16 protein-coding genes and 1 tRNA gene are annotated in these 21,556 nt (G+C 65.9%); 8 read left to right on the top strand and 9 right to left on the bottom strand.

Annotated elements, in window-relative coordinates; translation table 11 throughout:
* The first annotated feature begins 362 nt into the window (after positions 1 to 362).
* On the top strand, positions 363 to 2,561 hold the full coding sequence (locus DGN21_RS07110) for a M3 family metallopeptidase (protein WP_181097724.1): 2,199 nt from the start codon (positions 363 to 365) through the stop codon (positions 2,559 to 2,561).
* A gap of 97 nt (positions 2,562 to 2,658) precedes the next feature.
* Here the strand turns inward: DGN21_RS07110 and DGN21_RS07105 are convergent, their stop codons facing one another.
* The 3 genes from DGN21_RS07105 to DGN21_RS07095 all read right to left on the bottom strand — a co-directional run bounded on the left by DGN21_RS07105 (position 2,659) and on the right by DGN21_RS07095 (position 4,404).
* A complete protein-coding gene (locus tag DGN21_RS07105) occupies positions 2,659 to 3,159 on the bottom strand; it encodes a MarR family transcriptional regulator (RefSeq protein ID WP_046342192.1) in 501 nt (166 codons plus the stop codon).
* 66 nt (positions 3,160 to 3,225) lie between these two features.
* Positions 3,226 to 4,071, bottom strand: coding sequence for a DUF3298 and DUF4163 domain-containing protein (locus DGN21_RS07100; protein ID WP_160954880.1), 846 nt, complete (start codon positions 4,069 to 4,071; stop codon positions 3,226 to 3,228).
* Positions 4,072 to 4,119: 48 nt separating this feature from the next.
* Positions 4,120 to 4,404, bottom strand: a complete 285-nt coding sequence (locus tag DGN21_RS07095; RefSeq protein ID WP_102252307.1) for a GNAT family N-acetyltransferase — start codon at positions 4,402 to 4,404, stop codon at positions 4,120 to 4,122.
* Positions 4,405 to 4,620: 216 nt separating this feature from the next.
* Between DGN21_RS07095 and DGN21_RS07090 the strand changes: the two genes are divergently transcribed.
* Positions 4,621 to 4,821, top strand: coding sequence for a hypothetical protein (locus tag DGN21_RS07090; RefSeq protein WP_046342190.1), 201 nt, complete (start codon positions 4,621 to 4,623; stop codon positions 4,819 to 4,821).
* Positions 4,822 to 4,964: 143 nt separating this feature from the next.
* Here DGN21_RS07090 and DGN21_RS07085 read toward each other — a convergent pair whose 3' ends face one another.
* Entirely contained in the window at positions 4,965 to 5,573 is a 609-nt protein-coding gene (locus DGN21_RS07085) for a rhomboid family intramembrane serine protease (RefSeq protein WP_102256128.1), read from the bottom strand.
* A 7-nt stretch (positions 5,574 to 5,580) separates the two neighbouring features.
* On the bottom strand, positions 5,581 to 7,146 hold the full coding sequence (locus DGN21_RS07080; protein WP_126965546.1) for an oligopeptide:H+ symporter: 1,566 nt from the start codon (positions 7,144 to 7,146) through the stop codon (positions 5,581 to 5,583).
* Positions 7,147 to 7,438: 292 nt separating this feature from the next.
* On the opposite strand from DGN21_RS07080, the gene DGN21_RS07075 reads away from it, so the two are divergent.
* The 4 genes from DGN21_RS07075 (at position 7,439) to DGN21_RS07060 (ending at position 12,872) form a co-directional block, all read left to right on the top strand.
* Positions 7,439 to 9,208: a M14 family metallopeptidase gene (locus tag DGN21_RS07075; RefSeq protein ID WP_160954881.1), complete on the top strand. Its 1,770-nt coding sequence runs from the start codon at positions 7,439 to 7,441 to the stop codon at positions 9,206 to 9,208.
* Positions 9,209 to 9,330: 122 nt separating this feature from the next.
* Positions 9,331 to 11,568, top strand: a complete 2,238-nt coding sequence (locus DGN21_RS07070; RefSeq protein ID WP_126965544.1) for a glycoside hydrolase family 3 C-terminal domain-containing protein — start codon at positions 9,331 to 9,333, stop codon at positions 11,566 to 11,568.
* A gap of 142 nt (positions 11,569 to 11,710) precedes the next feature.
* Positions 11,711 to 11,797 (top strand) — tRNA-Leu (locus tag DGN21_RS07065).
* Positions 11,798 to 12,140: 343 nt separating this feature from the next.
* Positions 12,141 to 12,872 carry a DUF2884 family protein gene (locus DGN21_RS07060; protein WP_252374696.1) on the top strand — a complete coding sequence of 244 codons (732 nt, stop codon included), beginning with the start codon at positions 12,141 to 12,143 and terminating at the stop codon, positions 12,870 to 12,872.
* Positions 12,873 to 13,349: 477 nt separating this feature from the next.
* On the opposite strand, the gene DGN21_RS07055 is transcribed toward DGN21_RS07060, so the two are convergent.
* From DGN21_RS07055 to DGN21_RS07040, 4 genes are read right to left on the bottom strand one after another with little or no spacing between them, the layout of a single operon-like run.
* On the bottom strand, positions 13,350 to 14,930 hold the full coding sequence (locus DGN21_RS07055) for a DHA2 family efflux MFS transporter permease subunit (RefSeq protein WP_024938907.1): 1,581 nt from the start codon (positions 14,928 to 14,930) through the stop codon (positions 13,350 to 13,352).
* Positions 14,931 to 14,936: 6 nt separating this feature from the next.
* Complete coding sequence (locus DGN21_RS07050; RefSeq protein ID WP_024938906.1) at positions 14,937 to 16,130, bottom strand: efflux RND transporter periplasmic adaptor subunit; 1,194 nt, start codon at positions 16,128 to 16,130, stop codon at positions 14,937 to 14,939.
* Positions 16,131 to 16,152: 22 nt separating this feature from the next.
* The gene (locus DGN21_RS07045; RefSeq protein WP_305803660.1) at positions 16,153 to 17,628 is read right to left on the bottom strand and encodes an AdeC/AdeK/OprM family multidrug efflux complex outer membrane factor; all 1,476 of its coding nucleotides are present in this window, start codon (positions 17,626 to 17,628) and stop codon (positions 16,153 to 16,155) included.
* A 23-nt stretch (positions 17,629 to 17,651) separates the two neighbouring features.
* The gene (locus DGN21_RS07040; RefSeq protein ID WP_016904051.1) at positions 17,652 to 18,092 is read right to left on the bottom strand and encodes a MarR family transcriptional regulator; all 441 of its coding nucleotides are present in this window, start codon (positions 18,090 to 18,092) and stop codon (positions 17,652 to 17,654) included.
* Positions 18,093 to 18,215: 123 nt separating this feature from the next.
* Between DGN21_RS07040 and DGN21_RS07035 the strand changes: the two genes are divergently transcribed.
* Together DGN21_RS07035 and parC are read left to right on the top strand one after the other, a co-directional pair.
* Entirely contained in the window at positions 18,216 to 19,067 is an 852-nt protein-coding gene (locus DGN21_RS07035) for a helix-turn-helix transcriptional regulator (protein ID WP_024938904.1), read from the top strand.
* Positions 19,068 to 19,127: 60 nt separating this feature from the next.
* Complete coding sequence (parC, locus tag DGN21_RS07030) at positions 19,128 to 21,371, top strand: DNA topoisomerase IV subunit A (protein ID WP_065031781.1); 2,244 nt, start codon at positions 19,128 to 19,130, stop codon at positions 21,369 to 21,371.
* Positions 21,372 to 21,556 lie beyond the last annotated feature (185 nt).

Below are 21,556 nucleotides of genomic sequence, written 5' to 3'. Positions count from 1 at the left end.
CCGGAAGAGGCGTTTTTCAACGCATGCGTCGCCGCAGCCATCTGACCCTTCCCGCTGGTTCCGACCGTTGCCGGCCGCTACCACGGCGCGCTACCGGCCAGCATCCGTCAGGCGGACTGATCGAGACATCGCTGCCCGCCGAGCAGCCGGAATGCAGCCGGGTGGAACACGCCGCACCGTAGACAGGCAGCGCCCGCCCGGCGGCGGCATGCGCATGGTGTCATCGGTCGTGTGCACACAAGACCAGCAACGCTCGTGCCCGCCTGATGGCATCGTAATGACCGTGCAGCCATGCCTTTTGTCACACGCCTGTCCGGCCCGGCTGGGGTAGCCTCGGCGGTTCGCACTTTGGAGCCATCCTCTTGACCACCCGTCTCGCCTTTGCCCTGGCCGCCTCCCTGGGACTTGCCATGCCGTCCTACAGCATCGCCGCACCCGCCACCACGCAGGCCGCCACCCAAGCCAACCCCTTCTTTGCCGACAGCACGCTGCCGCTGCACTACCCGCAGTTCGACAAGATCAAGGACAGCGATTTCGCACCCGCTTTCGACGCCGGCATGACCGAGCAGTTGAAGGAAGTGGAAAAGATCGCCAACCAGAAGGCCAAGCCGAGCTTCGACAACACCCTCATCGCGCTGGAAAAAAGCGGCGCCACGCTGGATCGCGCCACCACGGTGTTCTTCAACCTGGTCGGTGCCGACACCAACGACGCGCGCAAGAAACTGCAGGCCGACTATTCGGCGAAGTTCGCCGCGCACCGTGATGCAATCTCGCTCAATGGCAAGCTGTTCGCGCGTATCCAGACCCTGTACGACCAACGCAGCAAGCTGGGCCTGGACGCCCAGGGCGTGCGCCTGGTCGAGAAGTACTACAGCGATTTCGTACGCGACGGCGCCAAGCTCTCCGATGCCGACAAGACCACGCTCAAGGCGATGAATGCCGAGCTGGCCAACCTGGGCACCACCTTCAGCCAGAACGTGCTGGCGGAAGTGAATGCCGCCGCCGTTGTCGTCGATGACGTCAAGCAGCTCGATGGCCTGTCCGAGGAGCAGATTGCCGCTGCCGCCGAAGCCGCCAAGGCGCGCAAGCTCGACGGCAAGTACGTGATCGCGCTGCTCAACACCACCGGCCAGCCGCCGCTGACGCAGCTGAAGAATCGCGAACTACGCAAGAAGATCTACGATGCCTCGGTGTCGCGTGGCAGCCACGGTGGCCAGTACGACAACACCGCACTGGTGGCGCGCATCATGAAGCTGCGTGCCGACAAGGCCAAGCTGCTCGGCTTCCCGACCTACGCTGCCTATTCGCTGGAAAACCAGACCGCCAAGACACCAGAGGCGGTCAACGCGATGCTGGGCAAGCTGGCGCCGGCGGCGGTGGCCAATGCCAAGCGCGAGGCCGCCGATCTGCAGGCGATGATCGACAAGGAGCAGAAGGCCGCGCGCAAGCCGACGTTCAAGCTCGAAGCCTGGGACTGGGCCTACTACAGCGAGAAGGTGCGCCAGGCCAAGTACAACTTCGACGAATCCCAGCTCAAGCCGTACTTCGAGCTGAAGAACGTGCTGGAAAACGGCGTGTTCTATGCGGCCAATCAGGAATACGGCCTGACCTTCAAGCAGCGCACCGACCTGCCGACCTACCGCGACGACATCACGGTCTATGACGTGTTCGACGCCGACGGCAAGCAGCTGGCGATCTTCATCGCCGACATGTATGCACGCGAATCCAAGCGCGGCGGTGCCTGGATGAACTCCTACGTGTCGCAGTCGGCGCTGACCGGTTTCAAGCCGGTGGTCGCCAATCACCTCAACATCCCCAAGCCACCGGCCGGCCAGCCGACGCTGCTGACCTGGGACGAGGTGACCACCATGTTCCATGAGTTCGGCCATGCGCTGCACGGCATGTTCTCGGACGTTAAATACCCGTATTTCTCCGGCACCAGCGTGCCGCGCGACTTCGTCGAGTTCCCCTCGCAGGTCAACGAGATGTGGGCCGACGAGCCGTCGATCCTGAAGAACTACGCCAAGCATTACCAGAACGGCACGCCGATGCCGCAGGCGCTGCTGGACAAGGTGATTGCCGCCTCCAAGTTCAACCAGGGCTTTGCCACCACCGAGTATCTGGGTGCGGCCATGCTCGATCAGAACTGGCACCAGATCAGCGCCAGCCAGGTGCCCGATGCCGCCGGCGTGATGGCATTCGAAGCCAAGGCCCTGCAGCAGGACGGCATCGCCTACGCGCCGGTGCCGCCGCGCTACAAGACCCCGTATTTCAGTCACATCATGGGCGGTTACGCGGCCGGTTATTACGCCTACATCTGGTCGGAAGTGCTCGACGCCAACACCCAGCAGTGGTTCAAGCAGCACGGCGGGCTGAGCCGCGCCAACGGCGATCGCTTCCGTCAGACCCTGCTCTCGCGCGGCGGCAGCGTCGATGCGATGGAACTGTTCCAGAACTTTGCCGGCCATGCGCCGCAGATCGAGCCCCTGCTCGAGAAGCGCGGCCTGAGTGCGCAAGGTGGCGATGGCGCCACGCCGGAAGTGCCGCAGTCCAAGCCGTAATCGCACTGCGTTGAAACCAAGACGCCACCCGGAGCGATCCGGGCGGCGTTTTTGATGGTCGCGATGAAGCGGGCTGCGCGAGCCGCAGCCGCCGCGCTCAGAGCTCGACCGAATCCACGCCCTCGAGCAATTTCCTCAACAGCTTTTCCAGCCGCACCTGCTCGGCATCGCTGATGCTGGAGGTCTCTGCATTGAGCAGCGTGCAGGCGTCGGGAAGCAGGCTGTTGATCAACGCCAGGCCTGCCGGCTGCAAGGTCAGCATGATCTTGCGCCGATCGTCCGGGCTGCTGCCACGCGCGATCAGGCCCTTCTCGCACAACTGATCGGTGAGCCGGGTGATGTTAGCCGGCTTTTCGCTGGCGGCTTCGGCCACTTCGGTGGGCGTGATCGCCTGCTCCGGGGTGCCGTAGAGCATCATCAGAATCTCGTATTCCGGCGGGCTGATGCCGTATGGCTTCAACCGCGCGCACCCCTGCGTATGCAGTCGCTTGTAGAGGTGCTTGATCAGCCGCACCAGAACGGCCGGTTCACGCGGAAACGCCGGATAGCGCACACAGGTGTGGTCCACGCGACTTGCGGTTGGATCGAAACTACTCATATCACCCGTTTGCTTACATTACTGAATGGCCAAGCCATTCAATCACATCATCTGTGGGGTGACACCTCAGCGTGCGAAGAGATGTACATATTCCGGCGCGACCGAGGCCAACACTGTCGAGGCAGCGACCTCGGCCGTTTGCGTCCCATCCGAATACGGCCCGACCTGATACGGCGGAAACACGAACCGAAGCGCGGTGATCTGCCCTGCCGGATTGAGCACCGGTACGAACTGGGCAAAGTTGTCGACCTGCGCGGCAGTGCCTTCGGCAATCATGCGATCGGCAGAGGCCAGCTGCTCGGCCTGTTCTTCGACCGGCACGCGATCGGCCTCCACGCGCTGGCTGGCGGCGTTGTGCAATTGCACGGCCACCTCGCGCCCGATCCTTTCCCAGCCTGCCGGATCCGGAATCAAGGCCTGCGCGGTCAATTGCTTGCGCTCCTTGACCAGCCAGACGAAGCGCGCCACCAACGGCTCGCCATGCGCACCACCGGTATAGCGGCTGCCGTCGGCGGACACGACGATCAGGTCCGGTGTCTGCAACACGGTCTCGAACGCCAGCGACAACTCGTAGGGTGCGGCCGGCTTGTCGTTGCCGAGCCCGGAGACCGCTTCCATGAGCTCGGTACGTGCTGCCTGCGCATAGCTGCGGATCAGTGCGGTCAGCTCGGGAAACGCGTCCAGCCCGCGCGGATAACTGATACCCACCATATAGGCGGGCGCGTGCTCGATCACATCCTCCAGCGGGCCGCTTTGCACCAGCACGGGCTCGGCCGGCGGTGCCGCGGCGGCGGCGGCGTCAGCGGCCGGCTGTGCCGATTCGGCCGTCGTCGGCTCGCGCTGCGTACATCCTGCCAACACGGCCAGCACCAGCAAGCCCCGGACTGCGTTCACTCCTGACAACCGCCCCATTCCCACCTGCTCCCCATCGATACATCTGCAAAGACACGCTGCCGGCGATCAGGCCAGCAGATCCTGAAACTGTTGGTGCCGCCGGATATACGCCTCGGCATAACTGCAGGCAGGTACGACCTTGTAGCCCTGCTGGCGCGCATGCGCCAAGGCAGCCTCCACCAGCACTGCGGCAATGCCGCGTCCACCGATCGCGTCGGGCACATGCGTATGGGTGATGGTCATGCGCTCACCTTCCAGACGGTATGCCAGTTCGGCATGCTGTCCATCGGTGTCTACGCTGAAGCGCTGCTGCGTGGAATCGTGGTCTGCCTGCACTGTCGCTGCCTCCATGGTGGTCTGCACGAGGCAGTGACGATGGCGAGCAGTGTGACCAGCGCGGCGCCGCGCCTGCGTGAAAATGAATCGATGCTGTGACCGCCCGCGCAGCCTGCCGAACTGGCACTTAAGTTCGCTCGCGCCGCGCCGATAGCTGAGCCGAAGGCGCCCGTTGCAAGCTGGGCCGGCGCGATCGCCGATGCCTTCGCCTTATCTACGAGGAGTCACCGCATGCACAACGATTCGGCAGGACACGGCGCAGACAGCGATAGCTCGCTGCTGGAAGGCCTGTTCCAGTTCGCCATCAAGGGCGACACCCACAACCCCGACTTCGCGCAGCTCAACGACACGGTGTACCAGCGCCTGCAGCAGGCCTACGGGTCGGTGCCCACCGGCAGCGTCGCTGGCGACCAGAACCGCGACGCGGCCTGAGCCGGCATCGCACCACTCGCCAGGACCGCTCGCGCACTCGCCGCGATGGTCCTGGTCCGGTCGCCCGACGCGACCTGCCCATCCCGACACCTTTGACCTAACCGCGCGTGCCACCGGTTGCCGGCGGTCGGTTTGCCAACCGGTCAGCCGAAACGCGGATGGGACAGCTGCTCCATGAATACCTGCAGCACGCGCGGCTCCATGATCAGCATGAACATCACGCCGAACGCGGCACCGGCCAGGTGCGCGCTGTGGTTGATGCGATCGCCGCCGCGGCGGTCCATCCACAGGCTGTAGCCGACATAGAACACCGCGTAGATGATCGCCGGCGCCGGAATGAACAGCACCAGGATGATGGTCCACGGCTGCAGCAGGATGAAGGCGAACAACACCGCCGACACCGCGCCGGAGGCGCCCAGGCTGAGATAGTTCGGGTTCTTCTGGTTCTTCAGATAGCTGGGCAGGATCGAGACCACCAGCGCCGCCAGATAGAACAGCGGATAGGTCAGCACGCTGCCGGTCAGCTGGGTCATCACGTTTTCGATCACCCGGCCGAAGAAGAACAGCGTGATCATGTTGAAGACCAGGTGGCCCAGGTCGGCATGGATGAAACCGTAGGTGACCAGGCGGTCGTACTGCTTGTGCTTGTCCAGCGCCGGCGGCCACAGGATCAGGCGGTCGGCCAGCTTGCGGTTGTTGAACGCCATCCACGAGACGATGCCGGTGATGGCGATCAGGATCAGGGTAATCATGCGGACCTCAGGCAGAACGGTAATTGTCGACCATGCGATACCCGCGCGCGTACAGGCCGAAGGCCAGTGCCGCCAGGAACGCGAAGGCCGCGAAGAAGAACATCAAAAATGCCGCTTCGCTGAGCCCAGTATCGGCGATGTGGGAGGTCACCGTGGCGTTGCGCACTGCCACGTTCGACAGCAGCACCCATAGATTGCCCACCGTGGTGGTCAGATACCAGAAGCTCATCACCACGCCCTTCATGGACGGCGGCGCCTGGCTGTAGGCGAACTCGATCCCGGTGGCCGACACCAGCACCTCGCCGAAGGTCAGCAGCGCATAGGGCAGGATCTGCCAGGCAATATGCATCGGCTCGCCGCCGTCCATGCTGATCTGGATGGCACCGACCGCGATCCAGGCCAGGCTGCTGAACGCGATGCCGCAGGTCATGCGGCGCAGCGCGGTGGGCTCCCAGCCGCCACGCCGCAGCAGCGGGTACAGCACCAGATTGTTGAACGGGATCAGCAGCATCACCAGCAGCGGATTGAGCGCCTGCATCTGCGAGGCGGTGAACCAGGCCGGCATCGTCATCTCGCGCCCCTGCAGGACCCAGGTCGAGGCCTTCTGGTCGAACAGTGAAAAGAACGGCGTCACCAGCGCGAAGATCACCAGCACCCGCAGCAGCGCGCGCACGCCTTCGACCGCGGTATCGGGATGGATGCCGCGCGCGCGCTCCAGCTGCCACCAGGTGCCGCCGCCGATGCCGGCCAGCAACAGCACCAGCGCCATGCACAGGCAGATGACGATGCCGAGCTGGTCAACCAGCGCAAAGCAGGCCAGCGCCAGCAGTACCGACAGCACTGCCAGCATCAGCCCCGGACGTCCCTGCCCCGGCGCCTGTGTCAGCAATGCGGTGCGCACCACCGCACCGAAGCCGTGCGGGTCCTTCGGCGGCAATGGCACCCGCACATAGCGCCTGCGGCCCAGCCAGAACACCAGCGTGGCCACGAACATCAGGATGCCGGGAATGCCGAATGCCCACGCCGGGCCCAGATTCTTCAGCGCCAGCGGGATCAACAACGAGGCGAACAACGAGCCGAAGTTGATGATCCAGTAGAAGCCGTCGAACACCACCTTGGCCAGGTGCTTGTTGGACTGGTCGAACTGGTCGCCCATGAACGAGGCCACCAGCGGCTTGATGCCGCCCGCCCCCAGCGCGATCAGGCCCAGCCCGAGGAAGAAGCCGTTGCGGCTGCCTTCGAACAGCGCCAGGCAGGCATGCCCGGCGCAATACACCAGGCTGAACCACAGGATGGTGTTGTATTTGCCGAAGAAGCGATCGGCCAGCCAACCGCCGAGCAACGGGAAGAAAAACACCCCGATCATGAAGCTGTGCAGGATGTGCTTGGCCTCCGCCTCGCGGCCGGGTCCGCTGACCTCCTGCAACAGCAGCGAGGTGATCAGGAACTGCACCAGGATGTTGCGCATCCCGTAGAAGCTGAAACGCTCGCAGGCTTCGTTGCCGATGATGAAGGGTATCTGGCGCGGCAGCCGCGCACCGGCAGTGGGGCCCGGCAAGGTGGAAGTGGTCAAGGGCAGTCCGGTCGAGCAGAAAACACGCGCTATCGTACCGGCGGCCGCCGGTTGGCCGCCATCGCGACCATTGGATAAGGCCCAAGGTGCACCGCTGCATGCATCGAAGTCGGCGCGCTCGTTGCCACCGTTGCGGTGCGCCTGACACGTCCTCCGGCCCAGGCGTGCCAAAAAAACCTGTCGGTACGCCGCAACCACGCCGATCACACGCAAGTCATGACGCAGTGCAGATTGGCCTGCTGCGCCGGCTCGGCTACATTGCAAACGTTTTCCTGGAACACTGGACCGCTGGATGCCCCGCTTCACCCGCCTGGCCCTGAGCCTGTTGCTGCTGACCACCGCCCCTGCCGCACTGGCCGCCGAACCGCTGACCACCCAGGCCGAGCGCAGCGGGTTTGCGCAAACCGGACGCTACGATGAAGTCATCGCGCTCTGCGATGCCTTTGCGCAGCGCTACCCGCAGGCGGTGCGCTGCATCGAGTTCGGTACCACCCCGGAAGGCCGGCCGATGAAGGCGCTGATCGTCTCCACCAGCGGCGCACTGGATGCCGACAGCGCTGCGCAGCGCAAGTTGCCGGTGGTGCTGGTGCAAGGCGGCATCCATGCCGGCGAGATCGACGGCAAGGACGCGGGCTTTCTGGCCTTGCGCGAATTGCTGGACGGCAAAACCGGCAAAGGTGTGCTCGACAAACTGGTCTGGGTGTTCGTGCCGGTGTTCAACGTCGACGGCCACGAGCGCTTCGGCGCCTGGAACCGACCCAATCAACGTGGCCCCGAGCAGATGGGCTGGCGCACCACCGCGCAGAACCTCAATCTCAATCGCGACTACCTCAAGGCCGACGCGCCGGAAATGCAGGCGATGCTGCGGCTGGTGCAGCAGTGGGATCCGTTGATGTACGTGGACCTGCACGTCACCGATGGTGCCAAGTTCGAGCACGACGTATCGGTGCAGGTGGAGCCCGTGCACGCCGGCGATGCCACGCTGCAACGCGACGGCACGCGCTGGCGCGATGCGGTGATTGCCGACCTGTCCAGACAGGGCTCGCTGCCGCTGCCGTATTACCCCTCATTCGTGCACGAGGACGACCCGACCTCGGGCTTTGCCGACGACGTGTCGCCGCCGCGGTTTTCGCATGGCTATTTCCTGTTGCGCAACCGCTTCGGCATGCTGGTGGAAACGCACTCGTGGAAGACCTACCCGGTGCGCGTACGCGTCACCTGCAACGCCATCGTGTCCGTGCTGCAGCAGGCCGCGCGCAACGGCGCCCGCTGGCGCGCCGATGCGCTGGCGGCCGATCAGCGCGCCACCAGGCTGGCCGGCGAGATGGAGCCGTTGAGCTTCGCTGCCGGCCCGGCCGCACGCACCGTGGCCTTCCGTGGTTACGCCTACACGCGGACGCCCTCGCCGATTTCCGGCGCGTTGATGACGCGCTACGACGAGACCAGGCCACAACTCTGGAAGGTGCCGTTACGCGATCAGATCAAGCCGGACGTGGTGGTCGATGCGCCACGCGGCGGCTACCTGGTGCCTGCCGCGCAAGCGGCGCTGGTGGCGGAGAAACTGCGCCTGCACGGCATCGCCTTCGACACCATCGCCACCACTGCCGCCCATCCGGTGCAGAGCTTCCGTGCCGACAAGGCAACGTTTGCCGCGCGTTCCAACGAAGGCCACCAGAACCTGGAGATCACCGGGCAATGGCGCGATGAAACCCGCACCGTGCCGGCCGGCTCCTTGTTCGTTCCGATCGCCCAGGCCAGGTCGCGCCTGGTGATGGCGATGCTGGAACCGCAGGCGCCGGATTCACTGCTGCAATGGGGCCTGTTCAACACCGCATTCGAGCGCAAGGAATACATGGAGGACTACGTCGCCGAAGAGGTCGCGCGCGACATGCTCGAGCGCGACCCGGCAGTGAAGGCGCAATTCGAACAGCGTCTGGCCAGCGATGCGGCCTTCGCGGCCGACCCGAAGGCACGCCTGGAATTCTTCGCGCGCCTGCACGCCTCCTGGGACGAGCGCTACCGCCTGTATCCGGTGCTACGCACGGCACAGACGCAGTTCTGAGCCGGCGCCCGCTTCCGGCAAACACCTGATTCGGCGCGCACGCGCGCCTTTCGAACCCGGGCACCGCGGTGCCCTCCCTGATTGCAACCGCACCACAAGGACCACCCGTGCCCCATCTCGATATGAAACCGTTTACACACTCCAGTCCACGCCGTCTTGCGTTGGCCATCGCCCTTGGCGTCAGCACCGCGTTTGCCGCCCCGCTCGGCGCACAGACCGCCGCCGCAGCGCAGCCGTGGATGGACACCGCGCTGACCGCGGACCAGCGCGCCGACCGTCTGCTCGCGCAGATGAGCGAGGACGAAAAATTCCAGATGCTGCGCAGCTACTTCGGCCTGGGCACCGACAAGATTCCCAAGCCCGAGGGCGCGCTGGGCTCGGCCGGCTATGTCCCCGGCGTCCCACGGCTGGGCATCCCGGCGCAGCAACTGGCCGATGCCGGCGTGGGCGTGACCAATCCCGGCGGCATCCGCAAGGGCGACTTCGCCACCGCGATGCCGTCCGGCCCGTCGACCGCGTCGAGCTGGAATCCACAGCTGGCCTATGCCGGCGGCAAGACCATGGGCCGTGAATCCTGGCAGCAGGGCTTCAATGTGCTGCTGGCTGGCAGCGTCAACCTGCAGCGCGACCCGCGCAACGGACGCAATTTCGAATATGCCGGCGAAGACCCGCTGCTGGCCGGCACCATGGTCGGCGAGTCGATCCGCGGCGTGCAGAGCGAGCACGTGCTGTCGACGATGAAGCACTACGCGCTCAACGACATGGAGACGCGACGCAATTTCCACAGCGCCGAGATCGGCGAGCAGGCGATGCACGAATCGGACCTGCTGGCGTTTGAGATCGCCTTGAAGATCGGCGACCCGGCCTCGGTGATGTGCTCCTACAACAAGATCAACGGCATCTACGGCTGCGAGCACGATTACCTGCTCAACCAGGTGCTCAAGCAGGAATGGAAATACCCCGGCTACGTGATGTCCGACTGGGGCGGCGTGCATAGCGGCTCCAAGGCGGCCCTGGCCGGACTCGATCAGCAATCGGCTGGCGAAGTGTTCGACGCGGCGGTGTTCTTCGACGCGCCGTTGCGCATGGCGGTGTCGGCCGGCGTGGTGCCGCGCGCGCGCTTTGACGACATGGTCAAGCGCGTGCTGCGCAGCCTGTTCGCGCATGGCGCGTTCGATCATCCCACCCAGCGCCAGCCGATCGATGGCAAGGCCGGGCAGCTGTCCGCGCAGCATGTTGCCGAGGAAGGCAGCGTGCTGCTGCGTAACGAGCAGGCCACTTTGCCGCTATCCAAGGAGGTGCGCCGCATCGCGGTGATCGGTGGGTATGCCGACAAGGGCGTGATGTCCGGCGGCGGTTCCTCGCGTGTGGACTACACCATCAACGGTGGCAACGCCGTACCCGGCCTCAATCCGACCACCTGGCCCGGCCCGGTGATCATCCATCCGTCCTCGCCGCTGCAGGCGCTGCGCGCCGCGTTGCCGAACGTGCAGATCGATTATGTCGACGGCAAGGACCGCGCTGCCGCGGCACGCGCGGCCAAGGCTGCCGATGTGGCGATCGTGTTCGCCACCCAATGGTCGGCCGAATCGGTGGACCTGCCGGACATGCAATTGCCCGACAACCAGGATGCCTTGATCGAGGCGGTGGCCAAGGCCAACCCCAAGACCACCGTGGTGCTGGAAACCAACGGCCCGGTGCGCATGCCCTGGGCCGAGCGCGTGCCGGCGGTATTGCAGGCGTGGTATCCCGGCATCGGCGGCGGTGAGGCGATCGCCAACCTGCTGACCGGCGCGGTGAACCCTTCCGGCCATCTGCCGGTGACCTGGCCGGTGGACGAATCGCAGCTGCCGCGTCCCTCGATCCCGGGCCTGGGCTTCAAGCCGGCCAAGCCGGGCGAAGACAGCATCGACTACGCCATCGAAGGCGCCAACGTCGGCTACAAGTGGTTTGCCGCGCGCAAGCTGACCCCGCGTTATCCATTCGGCCATGGCCTGTCGTACACGCAGTTCCGCATGGGCGGGCTGCGCGTGGAAGCCAACGGCAGCCAGCTCACGGCGAACTTCGAGGTGGAAAACATCGGCCAGCGCGAAGGCGCCGCCGTGCCGCAGCTCTACGTCACCCTGCCCGACGGCCATGCCACCCCGCTGCGCCTGATCGGCTGGCAGAAGCTCACGCTCAAGCCGGGCGAAAAGCGCGCCGTGCAGGTGATCGCCGAACCCAAGACGCTGGCCGACTTCGATGCCAAGGCGCGTCACTGGACGATTGCCGCCGGCACCTATCGCGTGCAGCTGGCACGTTCGGCAGGCGAACCGGTGCAGAGTGCGGAGGTCAGCTTGCAGGCGGCGCAGCTGCCGTAATCCGGTGTGGTGGCGGGCATGCAGTGCGCATGTCCGCCACGCTGTCTTCTCCCGTCGCCGGCAGGCACCGGCCACCACGAAAAATTTGTGCCGGATGCGTTGACAGCGTCGCGCGCAACTTGCACAATTCGCGTCCTGAGTCGCCCAGGTGGCGGAATTGGTAGACGCACTAGCTTCAGGTGCTAGCGGGGGCAACTTCGTGGAGGTTCGAGTCCTCTCCTGGGCACCACGACTCACGGTAGATCGTAAAAAACCCCGCTCTGGCGGGGTTTTTTGCGTCTGGGCCATACGATTCACGATGGTGTGCGGCATCGGTGATGTCTGCCGATCGGCAGCGTCGCAAGGGCGCGGCGTCAGTGACTTTCGACACGCGACCACCTGTTGCCGCTGTGGCGACCATGCGCAACGCCTCCACGACGGCAGCACGCGCCATGCGCATCCTCCTCTGGCTTGCCCTGCTGCCGGCCGTTGTCAGTCCGCATGCACGGGCACAGCAGACCGACAAACACGATGCCCCGCGCCATCGCGCGCAGGTGTCTTCGCAGCAATGCGGTCTGGGCACGCCGTTCAACGTGCTCGCCGACAGCGGCGGCATCTGGCTTTACCGCGACAGCGATTGGCCACGCGAAATTTTCTTCCACGGCGGCGAACTGAGCATCGACCACAAGCTGCAGCAGACCAGCACGGCCGATGCACGACGCCTTGGGGAGATGGAACAGCGCACCCGCGCACTGATGCCGCAGGTTGCCGGCATTGCCTATCAGGTGATCGACCTCAGTTACGACGCACTCGGCGGTGTCATCGAGGTCATGACCGGCAGTGCGCTCAACGCCCGCAAGATCGAACGGCTGCGCAAACGCGCACGCGCGTATGTCGACGGCACCCTGGGCAAGGGGCGTTGGGAGCAGAAGGCCTTCGACGGCAACTTCGCAAACTACGTCGAACACGAAACCGAGCAATTCAAGGGCAGCATCGCGCGCCACATGCTCTGGCAAATCGTCACCGGGCGTTCGGACGGAATCGACAAACGCGCCCAACAGATGGAGGGCCAACTGGATGCAAGGCTGGATGCCCAGGCGTCCACCATCGAGGCCAGCGCCAACGCGCTATGCACCCAGGTGCAGGCACTGCGTCAGTTAGAGGACGCGCTCGAGTTCCGTTACCAGGGCAAGCGACTGCAACTACTCGCTCCCCTGCAGGACGACACGCCGCGCCATGATACCGAACATGCCGAACCGAAGCCCGACAACGGCGACGCACCACCGAACCGCGCAGTCGGGCTGCAACCAGCAACAAACAGCTGAGGCCTCACGCCCTCGGTCGGATCATTGTTCCCCTGGCGGGGCGGGCATGTCCTTGATGCCCTGCCGGATGGCGCTTGAACGGGCGAGATCTCCGCTTGCCTCATACGCCTCGGCAAGGCTGTCCAGCATTGCGGGACGCCGGAAACAGCAACACATTGAGCGCGAACACACGAATCTCCGCATCTGCGTCGGTCAAGGCCGCAGCGCCCTCACCGCTCCAAACGGTTTGCTGGTTGCTCTGCGAAGCGCTACGCACGCCGACCATATTGACTGGCTCTTGCCCGCCCACCGCCGCGGGACCTTACGCGGCATGGATGCCGCATAAGCGCCTACAAGAACGTACTTGCGGCGTGTCCTGCGAGGGTGGGCGGGCAAGGGCCCTGCAGCCAAGTCGCAGATCACGCGCTCTGCACTAGACCGGCATGAAGTCGTGGTCTTAGCCGACGTTAGAGCGGCCAAGCACCTTGTCACCCGCGCCTAATGCCCACCCGCCGCCGCTGCACCACCGGCACCCGCACCGAACGGCGGTTTGGCCAGCCACAGGAAGAAGATGATCGCCAGAAACGTCCAGCCGAGCAGGTAGAAGATGTCGTTGAAGCCCATCTGCGAGGCCTGGTGATTGATCATGTTGTTGAGCGAGGCCGCGCCGCGTTGCAGGTCGCCCTGCCCCATCGCGGTGACCTGCTCCTGCATGCCCGGGGTGTAGACCGAGATGTGTTCGGTGATGTGCGCGTGGTGCACCTGGGTGCGGCGTGCCCACAGATAGGTGGTCAGCGATGCGGCGAAGCTGCCGCCCAGGGTGCGCAGGAAGGTGGCCAGGCCGGAACCTGCCGCGATCTCGCGACCGTCCAGGTCCGAGAGCAGAATCTGCAGCACCGGCATGAAGAACAAGGCCACACCCACGCCCATCACCAATTGCACGGTGGCCACATGGCTGAAGTCCACCTGCAGGTTGAAGTTGGAGCGCAGGAAGCTGGTGAACGACAGGAAGATAAAGGCGACGGTGGCGAGCATGCGCAGGTCGAAACGCAGCGCGTACTTGCCCACGAATGGCGTCATCAGCACCGGCAGGATGCCGATCGGCGCGGTGGCAAGGCCGGCCCAGATCGCGGTGTAGCCCATGTCGCGTTGCAGCCATTGCGGAATCAGCAGGCTCACGCTGAAAAACGCCGCATAGGCCACCACCATCGCCAGTGTGCCGGCGCGGAAGTTGCGATGCCGGAACAGCTTGAGATCGACGATGGGATCCTTGTCGGTGAGTTCCCAGATCACGAACACCACCAGCGCAACAGCAGCGACGCAAGCCAGCACCACGATCTTGTCGGAAGAGAACCAGTCCTCGTCGTTGCCCAGGTCCAACACCAGCTGCAGCGCACCGACGCCGACCACCAGCAGGATCAAGCCGATGTAGTCCATGCGCGGCTTTTCCAGCTGCTCGGGGCGATGGCGCAACTGCGAACCCACAATACTGCTGGCGATGATGCCCAACGGCACATTGATCAGGAAGATCCATTCCCAGCTGTAGTTGTCGGTGATCCAGCCACCCAGGATCGGCCCGGCGATCGGCGCCACCACGGTGATCATCGCCAGCAAGGCGAGCGCCTGCCCGCGTTTTTCGCGCGGGTAGATCGACACCAGCAGGCTCTGGGTGATCGGGTACATCGGCCCGGCAACAAACCCCTGCAGCGCGCGCGACACCACCAGCATGCCCATGCTCTGGGCCAGGCCGCACAGCAACGAGGCCACGGTAAAGGCCAGCGTCGACCACACGAACAACTTGGTCTCGCCGAAGCGGCGGCTCAGCCAGCCGGTCAGCGGCAGGGCGATCGCGGTGCTGACCGCGAACGAGGTGATGACCCAGGTGGCCTGCTGCGAGCTGGCGCCGAGATTGCCGGCGATGGTCGGCAACGAGACGTTGGCGATGGTGGTGTCCAGCACCTGCATGAACGAGGCCATCGCCAGGCCCACGGTGCACAGCGCCACGCTCGCCGGGCGAAAGCCGGCGGCGGGTGCAGGTGCCGAGGGACCGCCTGGCGCGGTGGGAGCTTGCGAAGACATGCTGGCTTAGCCCGCCTTGGACGCAGCCTGCGCAGGCAGGTTGTCCTGGATGATGCGTTGGATGTCCGCGTCGGCGGCCTGCAACTGCTGCGCATACACGTCGGTGGAGAACACCGCGCCATTGGCGAACTTGGTCGGCAGCACGCTGCCCTGCTGGTCGTGCAGGTTGACGTCGACCTTCATCGACAAACCGATGCGCAGCGGATTGCCGGCCAGTTGCTTGGCATCCACCGCGATGCGCACCGGCACGCGCTGCACGATCTTGATCCAGTTGCCGCTGGCGTTTTGCGCCGGCAACAGCGAGAACGCGCTGCCGGTGCCCAGGCCCAGGCTTTCGATGCGGCCGGTGTAGTCCACGCCGCCGCCGTACAGATCCGAATGCAGTTCCACTTCCTGGCCCAGGCGCATGTGCTTGAGCTGGGTTTCCTTGAAGTTGGCTTCCACCCACACCTGCTCCAGCGGCACCACTGCCATCAGCACGCTGCCGGGCTGCACACGCTGGCCCAGCTGCGCCGAGCGACGCGCCACGTAGCCGGACACCGGCGCGATGACACCGGTGCGCGCATGGTTGAGATAGGCCTGACGCAGCTGCGCGGCGGCAGTCTGCACGTCCGGCTGGTTGGCCACCGCACTGTCGTCCACCAGTGCGCGGTTGCGTTCGAAGCTCTCGCGCGAACCGCTCACCGCCGCTTCGGCAGCGGCCAGTTCCTCGCGGGCATGCGCCAGTTCTTCATTGGAGATCGCGCCGCTGGCGGCCAGATCCTTGCGGCGTGCGAAGTCGGCACGTGCGCTGCGCAGGCTCACCTCGCGCGAGGACAGTTCGGCCTGCGCGCCTTCCACGCTACGGTACAGACCACGCACCTGGCGCACGGTCTTGGCCAGATTGGCCTCGGCCTGCTGCAATGCGACTGCGGTGTCGGCCGGGTCCAGCTGCACCAGCAACTGGCCGCGCTCCACGCGCATGCCGTCTTCGGCGCCAATGCTGACCACGGTGCCGCCGACCATCGGGGTGATCTGCACCTGGTTGCCCTGCACGTAGGCGTCGTCGGTGTCCTCGTGCCAGCGGCCGACCAGGAAGTACCACACCACAAGACCGATGATCGCCAGGATCACCACAATGGCCACGATGCGCAGCGCCGCACGGCGCTTGCTGGGCGCGGCCGGCGCAGGTTGGGAAGAAGTTGGAGTCGTCTGGCTCATCGTCGCTGTCTCAGGAATTCGGTTATGCGGAAGTGGTCGCGGCGTGTGCGGTATCGCGCGCAGGTTCCGGCGTGAATCCGCCGCCCAGGGCACGCTGCAACCTCACCGAGGCCAACAGTTGTTGCGATTGCAGGCTGGCCATGCGCTGGCGTGCGAGCAGCAATTGCTCCTGCACGCTGAGCACTTCCAGGTAGCTGCCGATGCCGGCGCGGTAGCGCTGCTGCGCCAGTTCGAAGGCGGCGGTCACGGTCTGCACGGCGTCGTCCTGCGCGCGCGCACGCTGCTCCAGCGAACGCACGGCGTTGACCTGGTCGGCTACCTCGCGCAGGGCGTCGATCACCTTCTGGTTGTAATCGGCCACCGCCAGGTCGTATTGCGCATCGCTGCCGGCCAGATTGGCGCGCAGCTTGCCGCCATCGAAGATCGGCAGGCTCAGCGCCGGCGCAACCACGCCGAACACCGAGGCGCTTTCCAGCAACTGGCCGACATCGCGATTCACCACACCGCCCAGCGCCGTGATGTTGAAACTGGGGTAGAAGCGGGTCTTGGCGGCGGCGATATCCTGATCGGCGGCCTCCACGCGCCAGCGCGCGGCGACCACGTCGGGGCGGCGGCCCAACAGGTCGGCAGGCAGGTTGCTCGGCAGCTGCGTGGCGATGGCCGCCTCCAGCGTCGGGCGCGCGATCTCCAGCCCGCGATCCGGGCCCTGCCCGGCCAGCGCGGCCAGGGCGTTGCGCGCCTCGTCGATCTGCTGCTGCGCGGACTGCAACTGCTGCTGCGCCGACGGTACGCGGGCCTGCGCCTGGCGCACCTGCAGATCGCTGTCGATGCCGGCGCCGCGGCGTTGCCGGGTGAGCTCCAGGGTCTTCTGCACGCGGGTCAACTCATCGTTGGCCACGTCGTGCAGGCGCCATGCGTAGTCGAGCTGCGCATAGGCTTCGGCGATCGCCGCCGACAGGTTCAGGCGTGCCGCCTGTGCGTCCACCTCGGCCGCATGCGCCTGGTCCACCGCCGCTTCCCAGGTGGCGCGCTTGCCGCCCCACAGGTCCACGCCATAGCGGAAGTCCAGCACCAGTTGGCCGTTGCCGCCGAACTTGCCGCCGCGCTCATCGCCCACCATCGATTCGGGCAACTGCACGCCCGCATAGCCACCGGACACCGACAGGCTGGGGCCGCGATCGGCCTGCGCGCTACCGATGCGTGCCTGCGCCTGGCGCAGGCGCGCATCGGCCGCCGCCAGGCTGGGACTGTGCTGCAGGCCTTCGGCGATCAGCGCGTTCAATTGCGCATCGCCCAGGGCGCGCCACCAGTCGCTGGCCGGCCAGGCGGCCGGGCTCAGGTTGGCCTGCGCGAGGGTGCGCTCGGCATGCACTGCGCCCGGCTCCAGCATGGTGCCCTGCGGGGCAAGCCCGCGGCTGCTGGCGCAGGCGGCCAGCGCCAGCGTCAGCGCAGTGAGGACGAGCGGCCGCGCAAGCTGCGTGGACCGCAGGCGCAGTATCTGGATCGGGGAACTAGCAGCGTTCATGAGTTGAGTGCATCGCGGACACGGATGAGAAGAGAGGTGAGTTGCTCGCGCTCGGGCGGGGCCAGATCGCGCAAGCCATGCTCGATGGCGCGCTCGCCGCGCAGCTTCAGGCGCTCCCACAGCGCCACGCCCTGTTCGGTCATGACGATCTGCAGCGCGCGCCGGTCCTGCGCGTGTGGCTCGCGTCGCACCGCACCGAGCGCTTCGAGCTTGTCGAGCAGGCGGGTGACCGCGCTCGGGGTCTGGTCCAGCGCCAGCGCCAGTTCGTTGGCCGTGCAGGGCGAGCGCACCGCCAGGATCTTCAGGCCGACGTAGTGGCTGAAGCCGAAGTCCGGCAGCTCGCCCTTCATTTCGGCATCGAGCTGACGCATCAGCGCATCGCGCACCTGGCGCAACAGCAGGCCGAACGACGGCGAGGCGGTGGAGAGGTCATTCATGGCGGGCTATTTTCTTCCGAAAAATATATTTGTCAACGCAAATATTTCTAACGGGATTAAACCGCCAGCAAGGATCGTCACCTTACGCGCCTGTGCCGCTGGCCTGGTAATACAATTGCGCCAATGACTGTCGAAAATCCGCCAACCACACGCGATGCCCTGCCGCCCGGCGTGCGCGACAGCTTCGAGTGGGCCGACGGACCGGAGGTGATCGCGTTCCTGGCCGACCTGCGCGCGGTATGGGCGCCGGAGACGGTGCGGCATGCGCATGTCCGCGGGCAGCTGATGTATGTGGAGCATGGCGTGCTGACGGTGCACACCGAGCAGGGAACCCTGTCGCTACCGCCGGGCTGCGCCGGCTGGATGCCGCCCGGCCAGCAACACACCGTGGAACTGGCCGGGCCGCTGCGCGGCTGGGGCGTGGTGGTCCGGCCGGACGCCTGCGCCGCGTTGCCCGCGCAAGGCGGGGTGATCCGCCTGACCGGGCTCGCCCGCGAGGTGATCATGCGCGCGGCCGACTGGCCGCTGGGCCAGCCGCTCGACCCCGCCCGGCAACGCCTGGCCGCGGTGCTGCTGGACGAACTGCACCAGGTGCAGATCGACCACCTGCACCTGCCGATGCCGGCCGACCGGCGGCTGCTGCGCATCGCCCGACAGCTGCTCGATACCCCGGCCGACCCGCGCCCGCTGGACGCCTGGGCCGACTGGGGCGGGCTGTCGGCGCGCAGCCTGAGCCGGCATTTCCGCAGCGAGACCGGGCTGAGTTTCGCGCAGTGGCGGCAGCAGGCCCGGCTGGCAGAGGCGCTGCGGCGGCTCAGCCAGGGCAGCCCGGTCGCCCAGGTCGCCGACCAGCTCGGATACAGCAGCCCCAGCGCCTTCGTCAGTGTGTTCCACCGCCATTTCGGCGCTCCACCCACGCGTTATCTGGCCGGCACGCATGCGCGCGGCTTGGCATCCCCCGCCGCATCCGGATAATCGGCGCTCTTCGAGCTCGCGCCACGGCGCGGGCTCCTCTTTCGTAGGACCTGGCTTTACATGACCGATCTGACCCGCCCCACCTTCCACGGCTTCGAGCAGCTGCCGCTGCGCGAGTACGCCGAACGCGCTTATCTCGACTATTCGATGTACGTGGTGCTCGACCGCGCCCTGCCGTTCCTGGGTGACGGCCTGAAGCCGGTGCAGCGGCGCATCATCTTCGCGATGAGCGAGCTGGGCCTGAATGCCGCTGCCAAGCCGAAGAAATCCGCGCGCACCGTGGGTGATGTGATCGGTAAGTACCATCCGCACGGCGACAGCGCCTGCTACGAAGCACTGGTGCTGATGGCGCAGCCGTTCTCGTATCGCTACCCGCTGATCGAGGGCCAGGGCAACTTCGGCTCCACCGACGACCCCAAGTCGTTCGCGGCGATGCGCTACACCGAATCCAAGCTGACCCCGATCGCCGAGGTGCTGCTGGGCGAAATCGGCCAGGGCACCACCGATTGGGCGCCCAACTTCGACGGTACCTTGGAAGAGCCGACCTGGCTGCCGGCGCGCCTGCCGCACCTGCTGCTCAACGGCACCACCGGCATCGCGGTGGGCATGGCCACCGACGTGCCGCCGCATAACCTCAACGAGATCGTCAGCGCGCTGCTGCGCCTGCTCGACAACCCCGATGCCACGGTCGCCGAGCTGTGCGAACACGTGCTCGGCCCGGACTACCCGACCACCGCCGAGATCATCACCCCGGCGGCCGATCTGCGCGCAATCTACGAGACCGGCCACGGCAGCGTGCGCGCACGCGCCACCTATAAGAAAGAACACGCCAACATCGTCATCGATGCGTTGCCGTACCAGGTCTCGCCGTCCAAGGTGATCGAACAGATCGCCCAGCAGATGCGCGCCAAGAAGCTGCCATGGCTGGAGGACATCCGCGACGAGTCCGACCACACCAGCCCGGTGCGGGTGGTGCTGGTGCCGCGCTCCAACCGTGTCGATGCCGAGCAGCTGATGGGCCACCTGTTCGTCACTACCGACCTTGAGCGCAGCTACCGCGTCAATCTCAACGTGATCGGCCTGGATGGTCGCCCGCAGGTCAAGAACCTCAGGCATTTGCTGAGCGAGTGGCTGAGCTTCCGCAGCGACACCGTCACCCGCCGCCTCAACCATCGCCTGCAGAAGGTCGAGCGCCGCCTGCACCTGTTGGAAGGGTTGTTGATCGCCTTCCTCAACCTGGACGAAGTGATCCGCATCGTCCGCAGCGAGGACGAACCCAAGCCGGTGTTGATCGCGCGCTTCGCGCTCAGCGAGGAACAGGCCGAATACATCCTGGAAACCAAGCTGCGCCAGCTGGCGCGCCTGGAAGAAATGAAGATCCGCGGCGAGCAGGAAGCCCTGGCCAAGGAACGCGCGCAGATCCTGGCCATCCTGGAAAGCAAGACCAAGCTGAAGAAGTTGATCAAGGACGAGCTGACCGCCGACGCCAAGAAGTTCGGCGATGCACGTCGCTCGCCGCTGGTGCAGCGTGGCGCCGCGCAGGCGATCGACGAAACCGAGATGGTCGCCAGCGAACCGATGACCGTGGTGCTGTCGGAGAAGGGCTGGGTACGCGCGGCCAAGGGCCACGAGGTCGACCCGGCCGGCATGTCCTACCGCGAAGGCGACAGCCTGCTGGCGGCGGTGCGCAGCCGCAGCACCCATCAGGTGGCGTTCCTGGATTCGGAAGGCCGCGCCTATTCGACCGCGGTGCATACCCTGCCCTCGGCACGCGGCAATGGCGAACCGTTGACCGGACGTTTCTCGCCGGCCTCGGGCGCGGCGTTCCAGGTCATGGCCAGCGCCGACAACGCCACCCGCTTCGTGCTGGCGTCATCGCACGGCTATGGCTTCGTCACCCGCTTCGAAAACCTCACCGGCCGCAACAAGGCCGGCAAGGCGATGCTCAACCTGACCACCGGCGCGCATGTGCTGACGCCTGCGCAGGTGACCAATCCGCAGAGCGACCGCATCGTCGCTGTCACCAGTGCCGGCAATCTGCTGGCGGTGACCGCCAGCGATGTGCCCGAGCTGGACAAGGGCAAAGGCAACAAGATCATCGACATCCCCAAGGCCAAGCTCGGCACCGAGCGCGTGGTCGCGGTGGTGGCGGTGGCTCCGGGCAACACGCTGCTGGTGCGCAGCGGCGCACGCACCATGAGCCTGTCGTTCAAGGATCTGGATAGCTATGTGGGCGCGCGTGCGAGTCGCGGTGCATTGCTGCCGCGAGGGTGGCAAAAGGTGGACGGGCTGGAAGTGCAGTAACGGCTGTTCACCGACGTGGCGCGCAGCGGCGCGTTCGACGCTGCCGCTGCCTCGATTTACTGAGGCGCGGCAAAAGGTGGACGGGCTGGAAGTGCAGTAACGGTGATTCGCTGACGCACCGCGCGATGGCGCGTTGGCCGCGCGGTCTTGAGCGACCCACAAAACTACCGCCAGCTGGACGCTGC

The organism is Xanthomonas sp. MLO165, assembly GCF_018831305.1.
In the GTDB taxonomy this organism is placed as follows: Bacteria; Pseudomonadota; Gammaproteobacteria; order Xanthomonadales; family Xanthomonadaceae; genus Xanthomonas; species Xanthomonas arboricola.
Note: the sequence above shows the minus strand (reverse complement) of the source record. Positions and strands in the feature narration are given on the sequence as shown.

Coding starts and splice junctions, on each gene's coding strand:
- DGN21_RS07090 (WP_046342190.1), top strand. CDS start 4,621: ATGCACAACGATTCGGCAGGACACGGCGCAGACAGCGATAGCTCGCTG.
- DGN21_RS07035 (WP_024938904.1), top strand. CDS start 18,216: ATGACTGTCGAAAATCCGCCAACCACACGCGATGCCCTGCCGCCCGGC.
- DGN21_RS07050 (WP_024938906.1), bottom strand. CDS start 16,130: ATGAGCCAGACGACTCCAACTTCTTCCCAACCTGCGCCGGCCGCGCCC.
- DGN21_RS07105 (WP_046342192.1), bottom strand. CDS start 3,159: ATGAGTAGTTTCGATCCAACCGCAAGTCGCGTGGACCACACCTGTGTG.
- DGN21_RS07040 (WP_016904051.1), bottom strand. CDS start 18,092: ATGAATGACCTCTCCACCGCCTCGCCGTCGTTCGGCCTGCTGTTGCGC.
- DGN21_RS07075 (WP_160954881.1), top strand. CDS start 7,439: ATGCCCCGCTTCACCCGCCTGGCCCTGAGCCTGTTGCTGCTGACCACC.
- DGN21_RS07070 (WP_126965544.1), top strand. CDS start 9,331: ATGAAACCGTTTACACACTCCAGTCCACGCCGTCTTGCGTTGGCCATC.
- DGN21_RS07055 (WP_024938907.1), bottom strand. CDS start 14,930: ATGTCTTCGCAAGCTCCCACCGCGCCAGGCGGTCCCTCGGCACCTGCA.
- DGN21_RS07085 (WP_102256128.1), bottom strand. CDS start 5,573: ATGATTACCCTGATCCTGATCGCCATCACCGGCATCGTCTCGTGGATG.
- DGN21_RS07100 (WP_160954880.1), bottom strand. CDS start 4,071: ATGGGGCGGTTGTCAGGAGTGAACGCAGTCCGGGGCTTGCTGGTGCTG.
- parC (WP_065031781.1), top strand. CDS start 19,128: ATGACCGATCTGACCCGCCCCACCTTCCACGGCTTCGAGCAGCTGCCG.
- DGN21_RS07095 (WP_102252307.1), bottom strand. CDS start 4,404: ATGGAGGCAGCGACAGTGCAGGCAGACCACGATTCCACGCAGCAGCGC.